This window comes from Streptomyces sp. NPDC006733 (genome assembly GCF_040636125.1).
In the GTDB taxonomy this organism is placed as follows: Bacteria; Actinomycetota; Actinomycetes; order Streptomycetales; family Streptomycetaceae; genus Actinacidiphila.
The window spans coordinates 198,998-222,373 of record NZ_JBEYJD010000006.1 but is presented as its reverse complement, the minus strand read 5'-3'; the positions used below and the strand labels follow the sequence as shown (position 1 = coordinate 222,373).

Here is a 23,376-nt window from a genome sequence, read left to right as displayed (position 1 = left end):
GGGGTCTGGTGCGTGCGATCGCAAGGCGGAGGAGGGAGTCCACGCGGAGCGTAGGCGACCGACGACAACGCCGCGAGCGTGCGTGCCAGACCCCGCCGACCAGACGAGGATGTGAAGACACGACCTAGGCTGCCGCGATGGAGATCTGGATCAATCCGGCCTGCTCGAAGTGCCGCTCCGCGCTGAGCGTGCTGGACGCCGAGGGCGCTCGGTACACCGTCCGCCGCTACCTGGAGGACCCGCCGGACGCGGGCGAGCTGCGGGCGGTGCTGGAGCGGCTGGGGCTCGAACCGTGGGACATCGCGCGGACGGGCGAGCCGGCCGCTGCGGAGCTGGGTCTGGAGGAGTGGACCCGCACCCCCGGGGACCGCGACCGCTGGATCGACGCCCTCGCCGCGCACCCCTCCCTCATCCAGCGCCCGATCATCACCTCGGACGACGGCACCGCCCAGGTCGCCCGCACCGAGGACGCGGTCCGCGACGCCCTGTCGCGCGGGGCCGCGCAGTAGAAGAGCGGAAGAGCGGGGCGGGGCCGCGGTCAGTCGACGGGGATGCCCTGGGGGGCCTTGATGCGCTTCATGATCATTTGGGAGTTGACGTCGCTGACGCCCGGGAGGGCGATCAGCTGGTCGGTCCAGAAGCGCTCGTAGGCCTCGCTGTCGGCGACGGCGATGCGCAGCAGGCAGCCGGGGGCGCCGTAGAGGCGGTACGCCTCGACGACGTCCGGGGTGGACTGGAGCTGCGCCTCGAAGGCGGCGACCGAGTCGCGGTCGCGGCGGACCTCGACCGAGGCGAAGACCTCGAAGCCGCGGCCGACGGCGGCCGGCTCGACGACGGCGCGGTAGCTGCGGATGACCCCGTCGTCCTCCAGCTGGCGCACCCGGCGCAGGCACGGGGAGGGGGTGAGGCCGACCCGCTGGGCCAGCTCCTGGTTGGTCAGCCGGCCGTCGGCCTGCAGCTCGCGCAAGATTCGTCTGTCGATGGCATCCATGATGACATTTTCTAGCACTCCGACGAGCATTTCGCGCCGTAATCAGCAATCAAATAGTGTCGTTCAGCGCATATCCTTGCGGTGGACATAATCGGACTATTGCGGAAGCGGGTCACTGTGCCGCACATCGTCGTCATCAGCACCGGGGGCACCATCGCCAGCAGGTGGCAGGGGGCCGGCTACGCGGCCGAGGCCGCGGGCCGCGAGGTGCTGGCCGCGGGCGCCATCCCCGAGGGCGTCGACGTGCGGGTCGTGGACCTGTTCACCGTCAACAGCTCGCGGCTGACCACCGCGCACCAGCTGGAGCTGCTGCGCAAGGTGCACGAGGTGCTGGCCGACCCGGCCGTCGACGGCGTGGTCGTCACGCACGGCACGGACACCCTGGAGGAGACCGCCTTCCTGCTGGACCTGCACCACGCGGACCGCAGGCCGGTCGTCCTCACCGGCGCGCAGAAGCCGCTCGACGCGACCGACGGCGACGCGGCGGGCAACCTCTACGACGCGCTGCTGACGGCCTCCACCGGCCGGGACATCGGCGCGGTCGTCGTCTTCGGCGGGCTGGTGCACGCGGCCCGGGGGACGGTGAAGAAGCACACCGTCGACGTCCAGGCGTTCGCCGACCCGACGGGGCTGCCGCTGGGCCGGGTGCAGTTCGGCCGGGTCACCTGGGGCCGGCACCGCCCCCGGCCCGAGGCGCTGCCGCTGCCCCCCGTGGGCGTGCGGCCGCCGCGGGTGGACATCGTGATGCACCACAGTGACGCCGACCCCGTGCTGTTCGACGCCGCGCTGGCCGCGGGCGCCGAGGGCATCGTGCTGGTCGGCACCGGAGCCGGCAACGCGACCCCGGACTTCGCGGCCGCGGTCGGCCGGGCGGTGGCCGCCGGCGTGCTCGTCGCCGTCAGCACCCGCGTGGCCGCCGGCGCGGTGGCGCCGATCTACACCGGTGGCGGGGCCGTGGACCTGGTCGAGGCGGGCGCCGTCCTGGCCGGCTCGCTGCGCGCGGGGCAGGCCCGCATCGCGGTGCTCTCCGCCCTGCTCTCCACCCCCGACCGCGCCGGCCGCCCCGAGGCGCTGCGCCGGATCGTGGACTCCGCCTCAGAGCTTTATCTGGTTGATGGTGTCGGCCAGTGAGGTAAGGAATCGATTCACCGACGGCGCCATGCTGGTCGAGGCGATGAAGAAGCCGAACAGGGCCGCCACTATCGCGGGGCCGACTTTGATCGACTTCCCCCTGATCATGACGACAAGGATGACGCCCAGCAGAAGGACTACGGACAGGGAGATGGCCACAGCGGATCACTTCCTCTTCGAGACACCCCAACGACGGTCCGGGGAGTCGCCGCGCCCCCACCGCTTCCATCGTGCCACCAAGCACCGACACCATGGGCCCGTGAACCACATCGTTCCACGACATCCCGCCCATCGGACAGCTCGTCTCACGAACAGGGGTGCCGAACTGACGTGCGGGTGAAGGGCGTTGGGCCGGACGGCGACGGCTCCGCGGAGGGGGCCGCCGGAGCGGGCCCCGCCGGGTCAGTCACGGCACACGACCAGCAGCGCACGGTCGTCGTTGACGTCCTTGGCGACCGCCTCGATCAACCGCCAGGCGGAGCCGCGGAATCCGGTGGCGACGAACCGGTCGGCCTCGCCGATCAGCCGGTCGATTCCTTCCGTGATGTCCCGGTCCGCGGCCTCCACCAGGCCGTCGGTGAACAGCAGGAGAACATCTCCCGATCGCAACGTGCCCTTGATGCCGTGGAATTCGGCGCCGTCGTAGACCCCCAGCAGCGGGCCCTCCGCCGCCATCTCCTGCCAGCGCCCGGATCCCGCGCTGAGCTGGACGCCGGGCAGGTGGCCGGCCGAGAGCAACTCGTAGTCGCCGCTCTCCAGATCGAGCACCAGGTGGATGGAGGTCGCGAAGCCCTCGTCCCAGTTCTGGCGCAGCAGGTAGCCGTTGGCGGCGGTCAGGAAGGCGTGCGGCGGCAGCGAGCCGAGCAGGCCGCCGAAGGCGCCGGAGAGCAGCAGCGAACGGGACGCGGCGTCCATGCCCTTGCCCGACACGTCCGTCAGCACCGCCTCCAGCACCCGGCCGCCCAGCGTGCGGGTGGCGACCACGAAGTCGCCGGAGAAGGACTGGCCGCCGGCCGGCCGCAGCGCCATCTCGGCGTGCCAGCCCGCCGGGAGCCGCGGTAGCCGGCTCTGCACCCGGATGCGTTCGCGCAGGTCGAACAGCATCGTGTGGCCGCCCCGCCACGGCACGCCGACGCGGCTGCGGAACTGGGCGATGAGCAGCCCCGACAGTGCGACGGCGGAGACCACCAGGACGATGCCCGGGGTCACCCGGGACGGCCCGTCGCGGTACGGGCCGAGGACCGCGGACTCGACGACCAGCGCGACCGCGGAGCCGATGTAGAGCACCAGCAGGCTCGCCGGGCGCAGCAGCAGGCCCCCGGTGAGGATCGGCAGCACGAGGGCGCTGGGCGGGCACCAGACGGGGATGCAGATGGTGGTCCAGGCGAGGGCCGGGATGGTCAGCATCAGCACGCTCAGCGCGAGCCAGTCCGACGCGTCCCCGCGGAAGTAGTCGACGGCGGACTTGCGCAGGCCGAGGCGGACCCTGTGCAGCGACCGGCGCCACCGGGTACCCAGGCTGTCTCTTGCCGCGTCCTTACCCATGTTCCGGCGACCCTACCCACCCTTTCGGCGGCACGTCGATTCCCCGGACGGTGGGTCGCCGAGTGCGGTAAATGGGTTCGCGTCGCGCCAAGAGGCCTGGTAGGCAGGGTGTATGACGACCGAAGTGCGGACGCTCGACGCGGAGCGGTGGGACGAGTGGTACGGGATGCTGGAGCGGGCCTTCGGCGGCCCCCCGGAGTCCCGCGAGGAACGCGCGCTGTGGCGGGAGTTGACCGAATGCGAACGGTCGCTCGCGGTGTGGGACGGCGACGAGGTCGTCGGCACCGCGGGGGCGTTCTCGTTCCGCCTCGCGGTGCCGGGCGGCGCGCTGGTGCCGGCCGCCGGTGTGACGATGGTGAGCGTGCAGCCGACGCACCGCAGGCGCGGTGTGCTGACGTCGATGATGCGCAGGCAGCTGGACGATGTGCGCGCCGCCGGCGAGCCGTTGGCGGTCCTGACCGCCTCGGAGCCGGCGATCTACGGCCGCTTCGGGTACGGGCTGGCCACCGAGCAGATGCGGCTGGAGATCGACACCACCCGCGTCCGGCTCGCCCTGCCGGCCGGCACCGACCGGGTGCGGCTGCGGGTCGTGCCGGCCGCCGCGGCGCGGGAGGCGTGCGAGGCGGTCTACGCGCAGCGGGTCACCGCCAGGCCGGGCATGCTCGCCCGGCAGCCGGGCTGGGACGGACAGCCGCTGCTCGACCCGAAGTCGATGCGGGACGGCGCGGGCGAACTGCTGTGCGTGCTCGCCGAGGTCGACGGCGAGGTGCGCGGGTACGCGCGGTACGGGCTGAAGCCGGTCTGGAGCACGGCGTCCGGCCCCGACGGCGTGGTGCTGCTGCGTGACGTCGAGGCGCTCGACCCGGCGGCGTACGCCGCGCTGTGGGACTTCCTGTTCGGGATCGACCTGACGTCCTCGGTGCGGATCCGCAACCGGCCGGTCGACGACCCGGTCCTGCACCTGGTCTCCGACATCCGCCGGTGCGCCGTCGGGGTCCGCGACGGCCTCTTCGTGCGGACGGTGGACGTCGGGGCGGCGCTGGAGGCGCGCACGTACGCGGCGCCGGTGGACGTGGTGCTCGACGTCGAGGACGCGTTCTGCCCCTGGAACGCGGGGCGCTGGCGGCTGGCGGGCGACGCGAAGGGCGCGACGTGCGAGCGGACCGCCGACGCGGCTGACCTGGCGCTGTCGGCCCGGGAGTTGGGCGCGGCCTACCTGGGCGGGTTCTCGCTGAGCGCGCTGGCGGCGGCCGGGCGGGTGACGGAGGTACGGCCGGGCGCGCTGGCCGAGGCCTCGGCCGCGTTCGGCTCCGACGTCAGGCCGTGGCTGCCGCACGGCTTCTGAGACCGGGCACGCGGGGGGACGGCCGCCGGTCTCAGCCGGCCGACGGCCGTCCCTGGCAGCGCGGGCACCAGAACAGGTTCCGCGCCGCCAGGCCCGCCGTGCGGATCTCCTCCGCGCAGACCAGGCAGGGCTGCCCGGTGCGGCGGTAGACGTAGACCTCGCCGCCGTGGTCGTCCCGGCGGGGCGGGCGGCCCATCGCCTCCGGCTCGTGCTCGGGGCGGACGGTGTCGATGCGGTTGTTGCGCACCCCCTCGCGCATGAGCGCGACCAGGTCGGCCCAGATCGCGTCCCACCGGGCGCGGGTGAGGTCGCGGCCCGGGAGGTAGGGGTCGACGCCGTGCCGGAAGAGCACCTCGGCCCGGTAGACGTTGCCCACGCCCGCGACGACCTTCTGGTCCATCAGGAGTGCCGCGATCGTGGTGCGGCTGCGGCTGATCCGCTGCCAGGCGGCGGCCGGGTCGTCCGCCGGGCGCAGCGGGTCCGGGCCCAGCCGGTCGTGTATCGCCTGCTTCTCGCCGTCGGTGATCAACGCGCAGGTGGTGGGGCCGCGCAGGTCGGCGTACGCGTCCGGGACGGCGAGCCGCAGCCGGACGGTGTCGGTGGGCGGCGGGGCCTTGCCGTCGCCGAAGCCGAGCTTGCCGAAGAGGCCGAGGTGGATGTGGACCCAGCCGACCGCGTCGAACCCGAGGAACAGGTGCTTGCCGTGGGCGTCGACGCGGTCGAGGACCGCGCCGTCCAGCAGCGCGGCGCTGTCGGAGAACTTCCCCTGCGGGCTGCTCGCCCGCACAGGGCGGCCGCCGAACCTCGCGAGGTGGTCGGCGGCCAGCCGGTGGATCGTGTGCCCTTCGGGCATGGTGCGGTCAGCCCTGCGGGTGGTGGGCCGGGATCGCGGGGAGCTCGCCGGTGTTCTCGTACGCGGTGAGCATGTCGATGCGGCGGGTGTGCCGCTCCTCGCCGGAGTACGGGGTGGCGAGGAAGATCTCGACGAACTTCGTCGCCTCGTCCTCGGTGTGCATCCGGCCGCCGATGCTGATCACGTTGGCGTCGTTGTGCTCGCGGCCCAGGGCCGCGGTCTGCTCGCTCCAGGCGAGCGCGGCGCGGACGCCCTTGACCTTGTTCGCGGCGATCTGCTCGCCGTTGCCGGAGCCACCGATGACGATGCCGAGGCTGCCGGGGTCGGCGGCGGTCCGCTCCGCGGCACGCAGGCAGAACGGCGGGTAGTCGTCCTGGGCGTCATAGATGAGCGGACCGCAGTCCGTCACCTCGTGGTTGTTGGCCTTGAGCCACTCCACGAGGTGGTTCTTGAGTTCGAAGCCGGCATGGTCGGAGCCGAGATACACGCGCATGGGCACGAGTGTGGCACGTCCGGAGGCGGGCAAACGTCAGGGGGGCACCGAGCGCGCTTGAGGGTTATTTGAGGTTAAAACAACGAATTGGCCTCAGCTGTTCCGTAAGTGAGGGGTTCGGGTATTGGATGCGACCCCATGAGCTCACTTCCCCCCTCAGTTGTGACCGATTCCCCCAAGCAGGACGACCCCGCTCCACAGCAGTCCTCCGGCCTGCAGGCCGGACTCAAGAACCGCCACCTGTCGATGATCGCGATCGGCGGCGTGATCGGCGCCGGCCTGTTCGTCGGCTCCGGCTCCGGCATCGCGGCAGCGGGCCCCGGCATCCTGCTCTCGTACGCGCTCGTCGGCACCATGGTCGTGTTCGTCATGCGGATGCTGGGCGAGATGGCGGTGGCCAACCCCACGTCCGGCTCGTTCTCCGCCTACGCGGACCGGGCGCTCGGCCGCTGGGCCGGGTTCTCCATCGGCTGGCTCTACTGGTTCTTCTGGGTCGTGGTGCTCGCGGTCGAGGCGACGGCCGGCGCGACGATCCTGCACGGCTGGGTGTCCGGCGTCCCGCAGTGGGCCTGGGCGCTGATCGTGATGGCCGTGCTGACCGCGACCAACCTGGTCTCCGTCGGCTCGTACGGCGAGTTCGAGTTCTGGTTCGCCGGGATCAAGGTCGTCGCCATCGCCGCGTTCATCGTCCTGGGCGGGCTCGCGGCCTTCGGCATCCTGCCGGGCTCGGACCACGAGGCGGTCGGGATGGCCAACCTCACCGGGCACGGCGGCTTCCTGCCGAACGGGCCCGGCGCCATCCTCACCGGCGTGCTGATGGTGGTGTTCTCGTTCATGGGCAGCGAGATCGTCACCCTGGCGGCCGGTGAGTCGCAGAACCCGCGCAAGGCGATCACCAAGGCGACCAACAGCGTGATCTGGCGCGTCGGCGTCTTCTACCTGGGCTCGATCCTGATCGTGGTCTCCCTGCTGAAGTGGGACGACCCGGCGATCGTCAAGAAGGGCTCGTACGTCGCGGCCCTGGACTCGATAGGCATCGCGCACGCCGGGCAGATCATGAACGTCATCGTGCTGACGGCCGTGCTGTCCTGCCTCAACTCGGGCCTCTACACCGCGTCCCGGATGGCCTTCTCGCTCGGGCAGCGCGGCGACGCGCCGGCGCGGTTCGCGCAGACCAGCAAGGGCGGCGTGCCGCGAAACGCGATCCTGGGCTCGGTCCTGTTCGGCTTCGTCGCCGTCTTCTTCAACTACGAGTGGCCGGACACCGTCTTCAAGTTCCTGCTCAACTCGTCCGGCGCGGTCGCGCTCTTCGTCTGGCTGGTCATCTGCTTCTCGCAGCTGAGGATGCGCCGGATCATCGAGCGGGAGGAACCGGAGAAGCTCATCGTGCGGATGTGGCTCTTCCCGTACCTGACGTGGGCGACGATCGGCATGATCTCGTTCGTGCTCGTCTACATGCTCACCGACAAGGACGGCCGGCCGCAGGTGCTGCTGTCGCTGCTGGTGGCCGCCGTGGTCATCGCCGTCTCGCTGGTCCGCGAGCGGATGCGCCGCAACCGCCGCGAGGACGCCGTCACCGGGTCGTAGCCACCCCGCGGGTACGACGGCGGCCCGGCCCCTTCCGAGGGGCCGGGCCGCCGTCGTGCTCCCTGGGACCGTCAGCCCTTGCGGTTCACCAGCTGCCAGGCGGCGGGCAGCACGCCCATCGCGAGCGCGGCCTTGAGCGCGTCGCCGAGCAGGTACGGCGTCAGGCCGAGGGAGACGGCCTTGCCGGCGGACAGGTGCGCGGACAGCGCCAGGTACGGCACGCCGACCGCGTAGATGATGGCGCTGCCGAGCACCATGGCGCCGGCCGTCCGCAGCACGGTGCGGTCCGCGCCGCGCCGGGCGAGTGCGCCGACGGCGGCCGAGGCGAGCAGCATCCCGAGGATGTAGCCGAAGCTCGGCATGGACGAGCCCGACGTGCCCTCCGCGAACCACGGCATGCCCGCCACGCCCGCGACGGCGTAGAGCGCCAGCGCCGCGAAGCCGCGGCGGGCGCCGAGCGCGGTGCCGACCAGCAGCGCGGCGAAGGTCTGGCCGGTGACCGGGACCGGGGAGCCGGGGACCGGCACCGACAGCTGCGCCGCCAGGCCGGTGAGCGCGGCGCCGCCGACCACCAGGGCCACGTCCCGCACCCGCGCGCGGGCGGCGGAGGAGGCAGGGAGCAGGTCGGCGAGGACCGTGCCGGTCCGGGTGTCTGAGACAGCAGCGGTGCTCATCGGTACTCCGAGGGTGAGGGAAGGGGGATTTCTCCAGCTGACGCCGTGACGCTAACGCAGCGGGCATCACAAGATCACCGTCAGCAGCCGACAAAGGCTCGCCCGGCGTCTTGGAGAGTTCCCTGAACGCCCCAGCCTCCACAGCCGCATGGGTGTTCAGCTTGTTTCAGCAGGTCACGTGATGCTCGTCACGATCGGGGCGGGTCGCCGCGCCCGGCGCGCGACGGTTTTGCGGAGCACGGCCGGGCCCGGGGAGACTGTGGAGTCCCACCAAACCCCACCCACTCCCCCGCCGCCCCCGTCCTCTGAGAGTTCCCGCGCCATGCCTGACGTACCGCCCCCCGCCGAGCCGTTGTCGGCCGGGCTGAAGCAGCGCCATCTGACCATGCTCGGCCTGGGCGGGGTGATCGGTGCGGGGCTGTTCGTCGGCTCGGGCGCCGGGATCGCGGTCGCCGGACCGGGCATCGTCGTGTCGTACCTGATCGCGGGCCTGCTCGCGATGCTGGTGATGCGGATGCTCGGCGAGCTGTCGGCCGCGATGCCCGCCTCCGGGTCGTTCTCGGTGCACGCGGAACGGGCCTTCGGCCGCTGGGCCGGCTTCACGGTCGGCTGGCTGTACTGGCTGCTGCTGGTCGTGGTGCTGGCGGTGGAGGCGACCGGCGCGGCGAAGATCGCGAACGGCTGGCTGCCGGCGGTGCCGACCTGGGCGTGGGTGCTGCTGTTCATGGTGGTGTTCACCGCCGCCAACCTCGCCGCCGTGGGCAACTTCGGCGAGTTCGAGTTCTGGTTCGCGGCGCTCAAGATCGCCGCCATCGTGCTCTTCCTCGGGCTGGGCCTGCTGGCCGTCTGCGGGCTGCTCCCCGACACCGATCCGGTGGGCCTGGCGAACCTCACCGGCCGCGGCGGCTTCCTGCCCAACGGCTGGGACGGCGTGGTCTCCGGCGTGCTCGCGGTCGTCTTCGCCTTCGGCGGTCTCGAGGTCGTGACCATCGCGGCGGCCGAGTCGGACGATCCGGCGCGCGCGGTGGGGCGCGCGGTGCGCAGCGCGGTCTGGCGCATCCTGCTCTTCTACGTCGGCTCGATGCTCGTCATCGTGACCCTGCTGCCGTGGGACGCCGTGGTACCCGGGCGGAGCCCGTACGTCGCGGTGCTGGACCGGATCGGCATCCCCGGGGCGGCCCAGATCATGAACATCGTGGTGTTCGTCGCACTGCTGTCCGCGCTCAACGCCAACCTGTACGGCTCGTCGCGGATGGTCTTCTCGCTCGCCGAACGGGGCGAGGCGCCGGCCCGCCTGACGCGGATCTCGCGCGGCGGGGTGCCGCGCCCGGCGGTGCTGGCGTCCGTGGCGTTCGGCTTCGTGTCGGTGCTGCTCAACCTCGAGTGGCCGGACTCGGTCTTCCAGTACCTGCTCAACGCGGTCGGCGCCGTGCTGCTCGTGGTGTGGAGCCTGATCGCCGCCTCGCAGCTGCGGCTGCGGCGGCGGCTGGAGCGCGAGGCACCGGGGGCGCTCAGCCTGCGCATGTGGTGCTTCCCGTGGCTGAGCTGGGCGGCGCTGGCGGGGATGGCCGCGGTCCTGGTGCTGATGCTGACGGACGACGCGGCGCGCCCGCAGGTGCTGTGGTCGGCGGGGGCGACGGCCGTGGTGCTCGCGGTGGCGCTCGGACGGGAGTGGCGCGGGCGCCGTGGCGGCGCGCGGGACACCGGCCGGAAGGACACGGAGCTGCGGGACACCGGCGGGAAGGGGGCCGGCCGGTAGGGGCGCCCGGGTCGGCGATCCTTCTGCTGCTAGCGTGCAATTGCATAAGACTTGCAATAAGCTAGCGGCCGGAGGAACTCGCGCATGCCCGTCTACACGCTTCCTGAACTGCCCTACGACTACGCCTCGCTGGAGCCCGTGATCAGCGGCGAGATCATCGAGCTGCACCACGACAAGCACCACGCGGCGTACGTGAAGGGCGCGAACGACACCCTCGAACAGCTCGCCGAAGCTCGCGACAAGGAGCAGTGGGGCGGCATCAACGGCCTGGAGAAGAGCCTCGCCTTCCACCTCTCCGGCCACATCCTGCACAGCATCTACTGGTCGAACATGTCCGGCGACGGCGGCGGCGAGCCGCTCGACAAGGACGGCACGGGGCAGCTCGCGGACGCCCTCGCGGAGGACTTCGGCGGCTTCGCCCGCTTCAAGACCCAGCTCTCCAAGGCCGCGGCCACCACGCAGGGCTCAGGCTGGGGCGTGCTGGCGTACGAGCCGCTCAGCGAGCGGCTGATCGTCGAGCAGGTCTACGACCACCAGGGCAACGTCGGCCAGGGCAGCGTCCCGCTGCTCGTCTTCGACGCCTGGGAGCACGCGTTCTATCTTCAGTACCGCAACCAGAAGGTCGACTTCGTCGAGGCGATGTGGGGCGTCGTGAACTGGCAGGACGTCCAGGCCCGGTACACCGCCGCCAAAGAGCGGGCGAGCGGCCTGCTGCTGCCGGCCTAGTGGAAGGACGCCTCCCGGCGCACCCGAAAGCCGAAGGCCCCCGCGCGGTGGTGTCGCGCGGGGGCCTTCGCCCTTGCCTGCCGACCGGACGTCAGCGGGGTTCGATGAGGTCCCAGCGGTTGCCGTACAGATCCTGGAAGACCACGACAGAACCGTACGCCTCGTGCCGCGGCTCCTCCTCGAAGACGACGCCGGCCGCGACCATGTGCTTGTAGTCGCCGTCGAAGTCGTCGGTGTTCAGGAAGAGGCCCACCCGGCCGCCGGTCTGGCCGCCGATCCGGGCCTCCTGCTCGGGGGTCGACGCCCGCGCCAGGAGCAGGCCCGTCGTCCCCTGCGACGCGCGCGGGGCCACGACCACCCAGCGGCTGCCGTCGTCGCGTGCGGTGTCCTCGCGCAGCTCGAAGCCGAGCGCGCCGGTGTAGAAGACGATGGCCTCGTCGTAGTCGCGGACGACGAGGGTCACCAGTCCGAGGTGCGGCATCAGTCGAAGATCGGCCCGGCGGTCCGGGAGCGCTTGATCTCGTAGAAGCCGGGGGTGGCGGCCACCAGCAGGGTGCCGTCCCACAGGCGGGCCGCGGCCTCGCCCTTGGGGGCGGGGGTGACGACCGGGCCGAAGAACGCGACCTGCTCGCCGTCGGCGCCGGGAACGGCGATGACCGGGGTGCCGACGTCCTGGCCGACCTTGTCGATGCCCTCCTGGTGGGAGGCGCGCACCTCGGCGTCGTAGGTGTCCTGGTCGGCGTAGTCGATCAGCTCGGGCGGCAGGCCCGCGTCCTCCAGCGCCCCCACGATCGCCTCCAGGGTCGGGCCCTCGCCGCGGTTGTGGAAGCGCGTGCCGAGCGCGGTGTAGAGCTTGCCGACGACCTCGTCGCCGTACTTCTGCTGGGCCGCGACGACCACGCGCACCGGCCGCCAGCCCTTCGGGCCGAGCAGCTCGCGGTACTGCTCGGGCAGCTCGTCGATCTTGGGCTCGTTGAGGACGGCGAGGCTCATGACGTGCCAGCGGACCTCGACCGGGCGGACCTTCTCGACCTCCAGCATCCAGCGCGAGGTCATCCACGCCCAGGGGCACAGGGGGTCGAACCAGAAGTCGACGGGGGTCTTCTCTGCTGTGGTCACTTCAGCTTCTCCTCAGGAACGAACAACACGGCATGGACCGCTCGTACCTCGGAAACCTCGGGATCGGGGGCCGCATTCCCGCCTGTCGTCCATTCGTGCGGCGTGGGAGTATGCGAATCGATCGAAGATGCTGACAAAGGAGTCATCAGTGCCCGGTGAGAACCTGTCCCGTGACGAGGCCCGCGAGCGTGCGCGGATCCTCGCGGTCGACGGATACGAGGTCGCGCTCGACCTGCGGTCGGCCACCCGGCCGGACGAGGACACGTTCCGCTCGGTGACCACGATCCGCTTCCGGTCCGCGCGGCCCGGCGCGGCCACCTTCGTGGACCTGCTCGCACCGGCCGTCGACTCCGTGGTGCTCAACGGCCGGGCGCTGGACCCGGCGGCCGTCTTCGACGGGACGCGGATCGCGCTCGACGACCTCGCCGCCGACAACGTCCTCACCGTGGACGCGCGGTGCGCGTACAGCCGCACCGGCGAGGGGCTGCACCGCTTCGCCGACCCGCAGGACGGCGAGACCTACCTGTACACGCAGTACGAGCCGGCCGACGCCCGCCGGGTCTTCGCCAACTTCGAGCAGCCGGACCTCAAGGCGCCCTTCACCTTCTCGGTGACCGCGCCCGCGCACTGGACCGTGCTGAGCAACGAAGCCCAGGCCGGTCCCGTCCGCGACGCCGACCCGTCCTCCACGACGTGGGACTTCGCGCCCACCAAGCCGATCTCGACGTACATCACGGCGGTCGTCGCCGGGCCGTACCACGTGGTGCGCGACCACTACTCGCGCACCTTCGACGACGGCACCGCGCTGGACATCCCGCTCGGCGCGCTGTGCCGGGCCTCGCTCGCGCCGCACTTCGACGCGGACGACATCTTCACGGTCACCAAGCAGGGGCTGGACTTCTTCCACGACACCTTCGACTACCCGTACCCCTTCGGGAAGTACGACCAGGCGTTCGTGCCCGAGTACAACATCGGCGCGATGGAGAACCCGGGCTGCGTCACGTTCCGCGAGGAGTTCGTGTTCCGCGGCAAGGTGACGCAGGCGGCGTACGAGGGCCGGGCCAACGTCATCCTGCACGAGATGGCGCACATGTGGTTCGGGGACCTGGTCACCATGCAGTGGTGGGACGACCTGTGGCTCAAGGAGTCGTTCGCCGACTTCATGGGCGCCTACTCGCAGGTGGAGGCGACCCGCTTCACGGACGGCTGGATCACCTTCGCCAACCGCCGCAAGGCGTGGGCGTACCGGGCCGACCAGCTGCCCTCGACACACCCCGTCACGGCGGACATCCACGACCTCCAGGACGCCAAGCTCAACTTCGACGGCATCACGTACGCCAAGGGCGCGTCCGTGCTGAAGCAGCTCGTCGCCTACGTCGGCGCGGACGCCTTCCTGGAGGCGGCGCGGCGCTACTTCAAGCGGCACGCGTACGGGAACACCACGCTGGCGGACCTGCTGGCGGTGCTGGAGGAGACCTCGGGCCGGGACATGGCGCAGTGGTCCCGCGCCTGGCTGCAGACCGCCGGGGTGAACTCGCTGACGCCCGAGGCGGTGTACGACGGCGAGAACCGGATCACCGAGCTGGCCGTCCTGCAGAGCGCCGCGGAGTCGCACCCGGAACTGCGGCCGCACCGCGTCGCCGTCGGCCTGTACCGGCGGACCGACGGCGGCGCCCTGGAGCGCTACGCCCGCGCCGAGACCGACGTGACCGGGCCCCGCACGGTGGTGGCGGAGCTGGCCGGCGCCGAGCGGCCCGACCTGGTCCTGGTCAACGACGAGGACCTGACGTACTGCAAGATCCGCTTCGACCCGGACTCGCTCGACACCCTGCGGGGGCACCTGGGCGACCTGTCCGACCCCATGGCGCGGGCGCTGGCCTGGTCGGCGGTGTGGAACATGACGCGGGACGCGCTGATGCCGGCCCGTGACTACCTCGGGCTCGTGCTGCGCTTCGCCGGGCAGGAGTCCGACATCGGCGTGCTGCAGTCGCTGCACCAGCAGGCGCGGACCGCGCTGCACCAGTACGCGGCGCCGCGGTGGCGCGCCGAGGGCGCCACCGCGCTGGCCCAGGGCGCGCTGACCGAGCTGCGGCGGGCGGAGCCGGGCAGCGGGCACCAGCTCGCCTGGGCGCGCTTCTTCGCCGCGGTGGCCTCGTCGGCGGCCGACCTCCAGCTGCTGAGCGGGCTGCTGGAGGGCAACGCCAAGATCGACGGACTGGAGATCGACCAGGAGCTGCGCTGGGCGTTCCTGGAGCCGCTGGCCGCCGCGGGCGAGGTCGACGAGGCCGTGATCGCCGCCGAGCTGGCGCGCGACGACACCGCCTCGGGGCGGCGGCACCAGGTGCGCTGCCTGGCGGCCCGGCCGTCGGCGGCGGTCAAGGCGCAGGTGTGGGCGTCGGTCGTCGAGTCGGACGCCCTGTCCAACGCGCTGGTCGAGGCGAGCATCGCCGGGTTCGACCAGCCGGGCCAGGAGGAGCTGCTCGCGCCGTACGCCGACCGGTACTTCGAGGTGATCGAGCGGATCTGGTCGCAGCGTTCGATCGAGATCGGCATGGCGATCGTGCGGGGGCTGTTCCCGCGCTACCGGATCGCCCAGGAGACCGCCGACGCGGCCGCCGCCTGGCTCGACGCGCACCAGGACGCGGCACCCGCGCTGCGCCGACTCGTCCTGGAGTCCCGCGACGACCTGACCCGCGCGCTGCGCGCCCAGGCCGTCGACCGCTGAGGGCCGCCCTGTCCGCCGAACCCCGCCGTGTCACCCTTTCGAGGAGTGGCGCGGCGGGGTTCCGCCGTGCGGTGCCCGGTTTCCGCCGCTCATCCGCCCGCTCCACGGGGGTCCTTCACCCGAATAGGTGAAAACCGCCCATCGGCATCCGAACGCCTGAACTTTAGTGCGGGCTTGTCCCGGTTTGTCGACGACCGTGTAACAGCGGTTAGCGGACGGTTCGGTGGCGGAAGCAACCCGTCATGAACCACAACGCGCCCCTCACCCCCCGCCCCCTGGACCACCTCTCCCGCACCCGGCGGCGGATCTTGACGACACGTCAGCTGCGCGAGCACGGCGTGACCGCGAGCACCCTGGCGGAACGCTGCCGGCCCGGCGGGCCCTGGCAGCAGCTGCTGCCGCAGGTGGTCCTGCTGCACGCCGGGCCGCCCACCGGCGACGAGCGGCTGCGGGCGGCGCTGCTGTACGCGGGGTGCGAGCCGGGCGAGCCCGGCGGCCCGGACGGAGCGGACGGGTCCGACGGCCCGGTGGACGGGCAGGCGATGGTGACCGGGCTGGCGGCGCTGGCGCTGCACCGGTTCTCCTCGGTGCCGCCGCTGCTGGGGATCGACCGGATCGACGTCCTGGTGCCGCGCCAGCGGCGGCTGCGGGACGCCGGCGACGTGGCGATCCACCGGGCGCACACGCTGCCCGCGCCGCAGCGGGTGACCGGGCTGCCGTGCGCGCCGGTCCCGCGGGCGCTGGCCGACGCGGTGGCGGACCTCGACGACGCCGGGACCGTACGGCGGCTGCTGACCGAGGCGGTGCGCGGCGGACACTGCGACGCGGCCGCGGTGGTGCGGGAGCTGAGCCGGGCCCGGCTGCTGTCCCGGCCGCACGTGGTGGACGCGGTGGACGCGCTGCTGGCGGAGGGGCGGGCGCTGGCCGAGGGCCGGCTCTACGAGATGGTGGCCTGCTACGGCCTGCCGGACCCGGTGTGGCACGTCGACCTGCGGCTGCCCGGCGGACCCTCGCTCGGCGGCGTGGACGCCTACTGGCCGGAGCACGCGGTGGCGCTGGAGATCGACGCGCGCGGACCCCGCCAGGACGACGACGCCCTGTGGTCGCAGTACGCCCAGAAGCGCGAGCACCTGGAGGGACTCGGCATCACCGTCGTCCACCTCACCCCGAAGAAGCTACGCGAGGCGCTGGACCAGCAGGCGACCGTCGTGCGCACCGCTCTGATGGCCTCGACCGACCGGACTCCGGCCGCTTACGTAGTCGTGACCCCCAGTTGACCGGCGCTTTACTCCCTAGCGCCCCATTTGCCTCACCTGGCGTATGGCGGAAATACGTCATGTCCACATCCCGTCTCGGACAACTCTCCACAAACACCGGTCGCTTACGTGACCCTTAGCGGTCAACCGGCACCGTTTTCCGAACAAGGATGCCCATGCCTCTCGATCACATACGCGCCAAGAGACGCGTGGCCCGCGTCGCGCTCGCCGCAGGCCTGGTGGCCGCACTGGCCGCGACCGGGTCCGCCACCGCGTTCGCCGACAACGCCCCAACCGGCAACCCGACCGGCGGACCCGCCTCCGCCCCGGTCAAGGCTTCCACCGACAAGCTCGGTTCCGCCGACGCGGCCCTCCTGGCCGAGGCCAAGTCCGACGGCGACAAGACCGTGACGATGATGATCGCCACCGCTCCCGGCGCCACCCAGCAGGTCGTCGACCAGCTCGGTGCCTCCGGCGCCTCGGTGGGGAGCACCTACGACAAGCTCGGCTACGTGCGCGCGACCGTCCCGACCGCCAAGGCGGACGCGGCGATCGCCAAGGCCCAGAAGCTGTCCTCGGTCCACGGCATCGACCTCAAGCAGGAGATCGCGCTCGACGACCCGACGCCCGTGGCGGACACCGCCAAGAGCGTCAAGGCCAAGAGCAAGGCCGCCGCGAAGACCTACCCCGGTCCCAGCGCGAGCACCCCGGCGAAGAACCCGTACCAGCCCGCCTTCGAGACCGGCGCGGTGGACTTCGTCAAGAACCAGCCCAAGGCCGACGGCCGCGGCGTGACCATCGGCATCCTGGACTCCGGGGTCGACCTCGGTCACCCGGCGCTGCAGAAGACCACCACCGGCGAGCGCAAGATCGTCGACTGGGTCACCGCCACCGACCCGATAACCGACGGCGACGCCACCTGGCGCCGGATGACGGCCGCGGTCTCCGGGCCCACCTTCACCATCGCGGGCCGCACCTGGACCGCACCGGCCGGCTCCTTCCTGTTCAACCAGTTCGCCGAGGCCGCGACGACCGGCGGCGACATGGCCGGCGACCTCAACCGCGACGGCGACACCACCGATGTCTGGGGCGTGCTCTACGACGCCGCCGCCGGCACCGTGCGCGTCGACCTGAACAACAACGGTGACTTCACCGACGACGAGGCGCTCAAGCCGTACAAGAACGGCTTCCAGATCGCGCACTTCGGGACGGACAACCCCGCCACCCCGATCTCCGAGTCGATCCCGTTCGTGGTCCAGATCCGCAAGGACGTCCCCACGGACCCGTACGGCGGCGACTGGGTCGGCAAGAAGGCCGACTTCGTCAACATCGGCCTCATCGAGTCCGAGCACGGCTCCCACGTCGCGGGCATCACCGCCGCGAACGGCCTGTTCGGCGGCAAGATGAACGGTGCCGCGCCCGGCGCGAAGATCGTCTCCTCGCGCGCCTGCACCTGGAGCGGCGGCTGCACCAACGTCGCGCTGACCGAGGGCATGATCGACCTCGTCGTGAACCGCGGCGTGGACATCGTGAACATGTCCATCGGCGGCCTGCCCGCGCTGAACGACGCCAACAACGCGCGTGCCGAGCTCTACACGCGCCTCATCGACACCTACGGCGTCCAGCTGGTCATCTCGGCCGGCAACAGCGGCCCGGGTGCCAACACCATCGGCGACCCCGGCCTCGCCGACAAGGTCCTGAGCGTCGGCGCGTCGATCTCCAAGGAGACCTGGGCGGCCGACTACGGCTCGCAGGTGGACAAGCCGTACGCGATGATGCCGTTCTCGTCGCGCGGCCCGCGTGAGGACGGCGGCTTCACGCCGACCATCACCGCGCCCGGCGCCTCGATCAACACCATCCCGACCTGGGAGCCCGGCGGCCCGGTCGCCGAGGCGGGCTACACCCTGCCGCCCGGCTACGCGATGCTGCAGGGCACCTCGATGGCCTCCCCGCAGGCCGCGGGCGCCAGCGCGCTGCTGATCTCCGCCGCGAAGCAGAAGAACATCCCGCTGAACCCGGCCGCCCTGCGGACCGCGCTGACCAGCTCCGCGAAGCACATCGCGGGCGCCCAGGCGTACGAAGAGGGCTCGGGCCTGATCGACATCAACGGTGCCTGGAACCTGATCAAGGCGGGTGTCTCGGCCAACGAGTACACCGTCAAGGCTCCGGTCAACACCGCGCTGTCAGCGTTCCTGAAGACCCCGGGCTTCGGCACCGGCATCTACGACCGGCAGGGCGGCCTCAAGACCGGCCAGTCCCGGACGTACGACGTTACCATCACCCGCACCACCGGCGCCGACCGCGCGGTCAAGCACTCGCTGGCGCTGCAGAACAACGACGGCACCTTCAAGCTCGCCGGCAGCAGCGAGGTCTCGCTGCCGCTGAACGTGCCGGTCACCGTCAAGGTCACCGCGAAGGCGAAGACCGCCGGTCTGCACAGCGTCATCCTGACCGTGGACGACAAGCGCACCAAGGGCACCGACCAGCAGATCCTGGCCACCGTCGTGGTCGCCAAGCCGCTGGCCTCGCCCGCCTTCTCCCTCAAGGAGTCGGGAGTGGTGCAGCGCAACAGCTCCACCTCGTACTTCGTGAACGTGCCGGCCGGCGCCAAGTCCCTGGAGATCGCCCTCGGCGGCATCCAGGCGACCAGCCAGACCCGGTTCATCGCGATCAACCCGTACGGCGTTCCGGTGGACAACACCAGCACCCCGTTCTGCTACCTGAACTACGTGAACCCGGCCAACACCTGCCGTCCGGACCTGCGGTCGTACACCGACCCGCTGCCCGGCGTGTGGGAGATCGAGGTCGAGTCGCGCCGTACCTCCCCGCTGCTGAACAACCCGTACGCCGTCACGGCGTCGGTGCTGGGTGTCACGTTCGACCCGGCCGTGGCGACCCTCGACGAGGCCAAGGTCGGCGTTCCGGCCGCGGTCGACTGGAAGGTCACCAACAACTTCGCCGCGATCGACGGCAAGCTGAAGGGCGGCGCCCTCGGCTCCGCGCTGACCGCCCGCCCGACCATCGCGCAGGGTGAGACGAAGGAGACGACGGTCGTCGTCGGCGCCGGCGCCTCGCGGCTCGACGTGGCGATCGGCTCCACCTCGGACAACGGCGCGGACCTCGACCTCGAGGTCTACCTCGGCTCCACCAAGGTCGGCTCGTCCGCGGACGGCGACTCCGAGGAGGCGGTCAGCATCGCCAACCCGGCCGCCGGTACGTACACCGTCGTCGTGACCGGCTACTCGGTCCCGGCGGGCACCACGGAGTACAACTACAAGGACGTGTACTTCGCCGCCTCGCTCGGCCAGGTCAAGGTCGACGAGACCAAGACCGTCACGCTGGCGAACGGCGCCACGGCGTCCTTCTCCGCGCAGGTCGTGGCCGCGTCCCCGGCCCCCGAAGGACGTCAGTTCTTCGGTGAGGTGCAGCTGCTGAACACCCGCGGCACCATCGCGGGCACGGGCAGCGTCATCATCAAGAAGGTCACCGGCTGACCAGCCGCTGACCGGTAGCGGTACGACGGCGGGGCGGGTGCTCTCACGAGCGCCCGCCCCGTCGGCGTTCCCCGGCACCTGCCCCGCCTTCGCTCCCCCGGCACCCGCTACTCGCGGCCGGCGCCCGCCTCGATCGGCCGGGTGCGCAGCAGCGCGCGGGTCGGCAGGACGGTGGCGGCCAGGCCCAGCAGGAGCACCCCGCCGGCGATGGCGGCGGCCGCTGCGGGCGGCACGTACGGGGCGCCGCCGGTCACCCCGCGGGCGATCGGGGTGAGCGTCGCCCAGGCGATGGCCGCGCCGATCACCAGGCCCGCGCCGCCGACGAGCAGCGCCTCCCAGCGCATCATCCCCAGCACCTGGCGGCGGGTGGTGCCCGCCAGCCGCAGCAGGGCGACCTCGCGGCGCCGGTCGAGGACCGTCATGACCAGGGTGTTGGCCGCCGCGACGGCGGCGAATCCACCGAGGACCGCGGCCATCACGCGGTTGGCCCACGCGTTGAGCTCCAGGTTCCTGTCGACCTGGGCGCCGTAGCCGGCACGGTCGGTGACCTCGACGCCCGGGGCGTCGAGGCGCCGCAGCGCGGTCGCCACGGCGGCCCGGTCGGCGCCTTCCGCGTCCCGCACCAGCACCTGGCTGTCGTACGCGGCCGTCACGTGCCCGGCGACCGCCGCGCGCGGCAGCACCATCTCACCGAGGCCCAGGCCGCGCTCGTACAGGGCGACGATCCGGGGGCTGACGGTGGTGCCGTCGCCGAGCCGCAGTTCGATGCGGTCGCCGACCGACTTGTCGGCGGTGTCGGCGAGCAGCCGGTTCAGCGCGACGGTGTCGTTCGCCGCCAGCCCGTTCAGCGTTCCCTCCTTCACCCCGAGGTCGAGCACCTTGGCCAAGTCGGCCGGGGTGCCCGAGACCCCCAGCACGGAGGCGGTGTTGAAGGAGCCCGCCGCCCGGTAGAGGGCGCCGGTGCGCAGCACGCCCACGGCCGCGTCCACACCCTCGACGCGCGCCGCCTGCCCGGCGGCGGTGGCCGGCAGTCCCCCGCCGGTGCCGCTGACGATCTGGTCGGCGACCACACCGTCGCGCACCTGCTCGGAGGAGGCGTGCGTGATGGTGCTCTGCATGAAGACCAGCGTGCCGCAGAAGGCGATGACCAGCACGATCGGGGTGATCGCGGAGGCCAGCCGGCGGGAGTTGGCACGGGCGTTGGCGGCGGCGAGCGCCCCCGGAGCGCCGCCGGCCCGCAACGGTATCCCCAGGACGGTGGCGGCGAGCCACGCGACGACCGGGCCGAGCAGCGCGACGCAGAGCATGAAGAGCATCACGACGCCGAGCGCGATGTTGGCCGCGTCGTCCCCCGTGGTGTGGGCCGCGAGCGCCGCCATGGCGATGCCGCCGGCGAGGGCCGCCAGGCCGAGCACCGTACGGATCACCCCGGGACGCGCGCGCTCCACCGCGGCCTCGCCCAGCGCCTGGCTGGGCCGGGCCTTGGAGGGCCGGCGGGCGGCGAGATAGCCGGCCACGAGCGAGCTGAGCAGTCCGGCGCCGACCGCGCTGACCATCGGGATCCAGCCGGTGGACAGCTCCAGCCCGGCGGGCACCGCCTCCCGGTCGACGAGCTGGCCGAGCCACCAGTGGGCGAGCGCGAGCCCCGGCAGGATGCCGAGCGCCCCGGCGATCGGGGCGACGATCATCGCCTCGGTCGCGACCGTGCGGCGGATCTGCCGCGGGGTGGCGCCGATCGCCCGCAGCAGGGCGATCTCCCGGCTGCGCTGGCCGATCGCGAGGGCGACGGTGCCCATGACGACGAAGACCGCGGTCATGGCGGCGATGCCGCCGAAGGAGCCGCCCAGGCCGGTCAGCACCTCCTTGGCGCCCGCCAGCTCGGGGTGCTCGACCTCGCCGCGGGCGTTCCCGGTCCGCACCAGGGCGTGCCCGTCGACGGCGTGCTCGACCTGTGCGGCGAGCTGCGCGGTGCTGACGCCCGGGCGGGCGTAGACGGCGATGGCGTCCGCCTGGCCCGGGTGGCCGGCGAGGCGGCCCGCCGACGCGTCGTCGAACCACGCGGTGGCGGCGCCGACGCGTTCCGCCGTCAGGCCGGAGACGCGGTAGCCGGCGGTGCGGGCGGGCGCGACGAGGGTGACGGTGTCGCCGGTCGCCAGCTTCGCGGCGCGCGCGGTGGCGGCGTCGAGGACGACCTCGCCCGCCGCGGGCGCACGCCCCTCGATCAGCCGCTTGCCGTCCCGGGAGGTCCCGTCCGAGGTGGTCCCGTCGGGGGTGGTCCCGTCGGGGGTGGTCGCTTCCGGGGTGGCGCCGGTCGCGCCGGTGCCGATCGCGGTGGCCGACCAGTCGCGGCCGGTCAGCGTCGGCAGCGACGTGCTCTGCACGGGGAAGGCCACGTCGGGCACGGCCGCCGCGACACCCGGCTCGCGGGCGATGCGGTCCGCGAGCCCGGCGTCGACGCGGGCCCGGTCGGGCAGCGGCTCGGCCTCCTCCTCGCGGTCCTCGCCGTGGCCGACGGTCATCCGGGCGTGCTGGTCGGCCGCGACGACCACCGGGGCGCTCGCGTACCGCTCGGGCGCCAGGTGCGCGACGATCCCGGTCTGCAGCAGGGAGCCGCAGGCGCTCACGATGGCGGCGGCGAAGAGCAGGGCGACGAACGTGCCGGCGAAGGACGCGGGCCGGAAGCGCACGGAGGCGCGGGCGAGGCCGTTCACGCGGCACGCGCCACGGTGCCGGTGGTCAGCGCGACCATGTGGTCGGCGATCTCCGTCGGCTGCGGACGCTCCAGGTGCCCGGCGAGCGAACCGTCGGCGAGGAAGAGCACCCGGTCCGCGAAGGAGGCGGCGACCGGGTCGTGGGTGACCATGACGACGGTCGCGCCGAGCCGGTCCACGGCGTGCCGCAGCAGCCCCAGCACCTCGCGGGCGGTGTTGGTGTCCAGGGCGCCGGTCGGCTCGTCCGCGAACACCACCTCGGGTGCGGTGATCAGCGCGCGGGCGATGGCCACGCGCTGCTGCTGACCGCCGGACAGCTGCCCCGGACGCCGCTTGCCGTACCCCTCCAGGCCGACCTGGGCGAGCAGCTCCGCCGCCCGCCGCCGGTCGGGGCGCGCCCCGGCCAGCCGCTGCGGCAGCATGACGTTCTGCTGCACGGTGAGCGAGGGCAGCAGGTTGAAGGACTGGAAGACGAAGCCGATGCGGCTGCGGCGCAGCTGGGTGAGCTTGTTCTCGTTGAGCCCGGTGATGTCGGCGCCGCCGAGGTGCACGGTGCCCGCCGTCGGCTTGTCGAGTCCGGCCGCGCACTGCAGGAAGGTGCTCTTGCCGGAGCCGGAGGGGCCCATCACCGCGGTGAAGCTGCCCCGCGCCAGCGCGAGGTCGATGCCGCGCAGCGCGTGCACGGTGGAGTCGCCGCGCCCGTAGGTGCGGCGCACGGAGCGCAGCTCGACGGCGGCACCGGAGGCGGTCCCGGCAGCGGCGCCGCCGACCGGCCCGTGGCCGCCGGGCGCGAAGTCGCCGCTGGTCCGCGGCGGGTACCGCGGCGCCTCGGGGGCCGTGGGAGCGGTGCTGGAGTGCTTCGACCGGAGTCGCATGGTGTCCCCTGTTTCGGTTGCTGACGACCCTTTCGAAGTTACGGAGGGGAGGGGGCCCGGGACCATGCCGGTTCCCGGCGTCCTGGGGGTGG

General features: G+C 72.5%; 19 protein-coding genes. 9 read left to right on the top strand and 10 right to left on the bottom strand.

Translation table 11 applies throughout. The annotated features are described in order from the left end of the window. Nucleotides 1-137: 137 nt before the first annotated feature. Nucleotides 138-509 carry an ArsC/Spx/MgsR family protein gene (locus tag ABZ721_RS08460; protein WP_358787822.1) on the top strand — a complete coding sequence of 124 codons (372 nt, stop codon included), beginning with the start codon at nt 138-140 and terminating at the stop codon, nt 507-509. 29 nt (nt 510-538) lie between these two features. Here ABZ721_RS08460 and ABZ721_RS08455 read toward each other — a convergent pair whose 3' ends face one another. Continuing rightward, nucleotides 539-991 (bottom strand): Lrp/AsnC family transcriptional regulator, encoded by a 453-nt coding sequence (locus ABZ721_RS08455; protein ID WP_358787821.1) that lies wholly within the window; start codon nt 989-991, stop codon nt 539-541. Between the two features lie 117 nt (nt 992-1,108). On the opposite strand from ABZ721_RS08455, the gene ABZ721_RS08450 reads away from it, so the two are divergent. Next, nucleotides 1,109-2,122 carry an asparaginase gene (locus tag ABZ721_RS08450; protein WP_358787834.1) on the top strand — a complete coding sequence of 338 codons (1,014 nt, stop codon included), beginning with the start codon at nt 1,109-1,111 and terminating at the stop codon, nt 2,120-2,122. On the opposite strand, the gene ABZ721_RS08445 is transcribed toward ABZ721_RS08450, so the two are convergent. Together ABZ721_RS08445 and ABZ721_RS08440 are read right to left on the bottom strand one after the other, a co-directional pair. Beyond that, a complete protein-coding gene (locus tag ABZ721_RS08445) occupies nt 2,087-2,281 on the bottom strand; it encodes a hypothetical protein (protein WP_358787820.1) in 195 nt (64 codons plus the stop codon). The genes ABZ721_RS08450 and ABZ721_RS08445 overlap by 36 nt on opposite strands. A gap of 243 nt (nt 2,282-2,524) precedes the next feature. Beyond that, entirely contained in the window at nt 2,525-3,667 is a 1,143-nt protein-coding gene (locus tag ABZ721_RS08440; RefSeq protein ID WP_358787819.1) for a PP2C family protein-serine/threonine phosphatase, read from the bottom strand. A gap of 112 nt (nt 3,668-3,779) precedes the next feature. On the opposite strand from ABZ721_RS08440, the gene ABZ721_RS08435 reads away from it, so the two are divergent. Further along, nucleotides 3,780-5,012, top strand: coding sequence for a GNAT family N-acetyltransferase (locus ABZ721_RS08435; protein WP_358787818.1), 1,233 nt, complete (start codon nt 3,780-3,782; stop codon nt 5,010-5,012). 31 nt (nt 5,013-5,043) lie between these two features. Here the strand turns inward: ABZ721_RS08435 and ABZ721_RS08430 are convergent, their stop codons facing one another. Further along, on the bottom strand, nt 5,044-5,865 hold the full coding sequence (locus ABZ721_RS08430) for a DNA-formamidopyrimidine glycosylase family protein (protein WP_358787817.1): 822 nt from the start codon (nt 5,863-5,865) through the stop codon (nt 5,044-5,046). Nucleotides 5,866-5,872: 7 nt separating this feature from the next. Then, a complete protein-coding gene (locus tag ABZ721_RS08425; protein ID WP_358787816.1) occupies nt 5,873-6,358 on the bottom strand; it encodes a ribose-5-phosphate isomerase in 486 nt (161 codons plus the stop codon). A gap of 138 nt (nt 6,359-6,496) precedes the next feature. On the opposite strand from ABZ721_RS08425, the gene ABZ721_RS08420 reads away from it, so the two are divergent. Then, nucleotides 6,497-7,945: an amino acid permease gene (locus ABZ721_RS08420; RefSeq protein WP_358787815.1), complete on the top strand. Its 1,449-nt coding sequence runs from the start codon at nt 6,497-6,499 to the stop codon at nt 7,943-7,945. Between the two features lie 71 nt (nt 7,946-8,016). Here ABZ721_RS08420 and ABZ721_RS08415 read toward each other — a convergent pair whose 3' ends face one another. Continuing rightward, nucleotides 8,017-8,619 (bottom strand): biotin transporter BioY, encoded by a 603-nt coding sequence (locus ABZ721_RS08415; RefSeq protein WP_358787814.1) that lies wholly within the window; start codon nt 8,617-8,619, stop codon nt 8,017-8,019. A gap of 322 nt (nt 8,620-8,941) precedes the next feature. Here ABZ721_RS08415 and ABZ721_RS08410 point away from each other — a divergent pair, with 322 nt between their 5' ends. Together ABZ721_RS08410 and ABZ721_RS08405 are read left to right on the top strand one after the other, a co-directional pair. Continuing rightward, a complete protein-coding gene (locus tag ABZ721_RS08410) occupies nt 8,942-10,378 on the top strand; it encodes an amino acid permease (protein WP_358787813.1) in 1,437 nt (478 codons plus the stop codon). An 84-nt stretch (nt 10,379-10,462) separates the two neighbouring features. After that, nucleotides 10,463-11,104, top strand: a complete 642-nt coding sequence (locus ABZ721_RS08405; RefSeq protein WP_358787812.1) for a superoxide dismutase — start codon at nt 10,463-10,465, stop codon at nt 11,102-11,104. Nucleotides 11,105-11,195: 91 nt separating this feature from the next. On the opposite strand, the gene ABZ721_RS08400 is transcribed toward ABZ721_RS08405, so the two are convergent. Both ABZ721_RS08400 and ABZ721_RS08395 read right to left on the bottom strand, forming a co-directional pair. After that, nucleotides 11,196-11,585, bottom strand: coding sequence for a VOC family protein (locus tag ABZ721_RS08400; RefSeq protein WP_358787811.1), 390 nt, complete (start codon nt 11,583-11,585; stop codon nt 11,196-11,198). Beyond that, nucleotides 11,585-12,223: a DsbA family protein gene (locus ABZ721_RS08395; protein WP_358787810.1), complete on the bottom strand. Its 639-nt coding sequence runs from the start codon at nt 12,221-12,223 to the stop codon at nt 11,585-11,587. The genes ABZ721_RS08400 and ABZ721_RS08395 overlap by 1 nt, the downstream gene beginning before the upstream one ends. Before the next feature lie 148 nt (nt 12,224-12,371). On the opposite strand from ABZ721_RS08395, the gene pepN reads away from it, so the two are divergent. The 3 genes from pepN to ABZ721_RS08380 all read left to right on the top strand — a co-directional run bounded on the left by pepN (nt 12,372) and on the right by ABZ721_RS08380 (nt 19,698). Beyond that, complete coding sequence (pepN, locus tag ABZ721_RS08390) at nt 12,372-14,948, top strand: aminopeptidase N (RefSeq protein WP_358787809.1); 2,577 nt, start codon at nt 12,372-12,374, stop codon at nt 14,946-14,948. Between the two features lie 242 nt (nt 14,949-15,190). Beyond that, on the top strand, nt 15,191-16,225 hold the full coding sequence (locus ABZ721_RS08385; RefSeq protein ID WP_358787808.1) for a hypothetical protein: 1,035 nt from the start codon (nt 15,191-15,193) through the stop codon (nt 16,223-16,225). 155 nt (nt 16,226-16,380) lie between these two features. Further along, nucleotides 16,381-19,698, top strand: coding sequence for a S8 family serine peptidase (locus tag ABZ721_RS08380; RefSeq protein WP_358787807.1), 3,318 nt, complete (start codon nt 16,381-16,383; stop codon nt 19,696-19,698). 107 nt (nt 19,699-19,805) lie between these two features. Here ABZ721_RS08380 and ABZ721_RS08375 read toward each other — a convergent pair whose 3' ends face one another. Then, nucleotides 19,806-22,409: an FtsX-like permease family protein gene (locus ABZ721_RS08375; RefSeq protein WP_358787806.1), complete on the bottom strand. Its 2,604-nt coding sequence runs from the start codon at nt 22,407-22,409 to the stop codon at nt 19,806-19,808. Next, a complete protein-coding gene (locus ABZ721_RS08370; protein ID WP_358787805.1) occupies nt 22,406-23,284 on the bottom strand; it encodes an ABC transporter ATP-binding protein in 879 nt (292 codons plus the stop codon). The genes ABZ721_RS08375 and ABZ721_RS08370 overlap by 4 nt, the downstream gene beginning before the upstream one ends. Nucleotides 23,285-23,376 lie beyond the last annotated feature (92 nt).

Bases quoted from the DNA above. Each gene is read 5' to 3' on its own strand.
- ABZ721_RS08460 (WP_358787822.1), top strand. From the start codon at position 138: ATGGAGATCTGGATCAATCCGGCCTGCTCGAAGTGCCGCTCCGCGCTG.
- ABZ721_RS08455 (WP_358787821.1), bottom strand. From the start codon at position 991: ATGGATGCCATCGACAGACGAATCTTGCGCGAGCTGCAGGCCGACGGC.
- ABZ721_RS08440 (WP_358787819.1), bottom strand. From the start codon at position 3,667: ATGGGTAAGGACGCGGCAAGAGACAGCCTGGGTACCCGGTGGCGCCGG.
- ABZ721_RS08435 (WP_358787818.1), top strand. From the start codon at position 3,780: ATGACGACCGAAGTGCGGACGCTCGACGCGGAGCGGTGGGACGAGTGG.
- ABZ721_RS08430 (WP_358787817.1), bottom strand. From the start codon at position 5,865: ATGCCCGAAGGGCACACGATCCACCGGCTGGCCGCCGACCACCTCGCG.
- ABZ721_RS08425 (WP_358787816.1), bottom strand. From the start codon at position 6,358: ATGCGCGTGTATCTCGGCTCCGACCATGCCGGCTTCGAACTCAAGAAC.
- ABZ721_RS08420 (WP_358787815.1), top strand. From the start codon at position 6,497: ATGAGCTCACTTCCCCCCTCAGTTGTGACCGATTCCCCCAAGCAGGAC.
- ABZ721_RS08415 (WP_358787814.1), bottom strand. From the start codon at position 8,619: ATGAGCACCGCTGCTGTCTCAGACACCCGGACCGGCACGGTCCTCGCC.
- ABZ721_RS08410 (WP_358787813.1), top strand. From the start codon at position 8,942: ATGCCTGACGTACCGCCCCCCGCCGAGCCGTTGTCGGCCGGGCTGAAG.
- ABZ721_RS08405 (WP_358787812.1), top strand. From the start codon at position 10,463: ATGCCCGTCTACACGCTTCCTGAACTGCCCTACGACTACGCCTCGCTG.
- ABZ721_RS08400 (WP_358787811.1), bottom strand. From the start codon at position 11,585: ATGCCGCACCTCGGACTGGTGACCCTCGTCGTCCGCGACTACGACGAG.
- ABZ721_RS08385 (WP_358787808.1), top strand. From the start codon at position 15,191: ATGAACCACAACGCGCCCCTCACCCCCCGCCCCCTGGACCACCTCTCC.
- ABZ721_RS08380 (WP_358787807.1), top strand. From the start codon at position 16,381: ATGCCTCTCGATCACATACGCGCCAAGAGACGCGTGGCCCGCGTCGCG.
- ABZ721_RS08370 (WP_358787805.1), bottom strand. From the start codon at position 23,284: ATGCGACTCCGGTCGAAGCACTCCAGCACCGCTCCCACGGCCCCCGAG.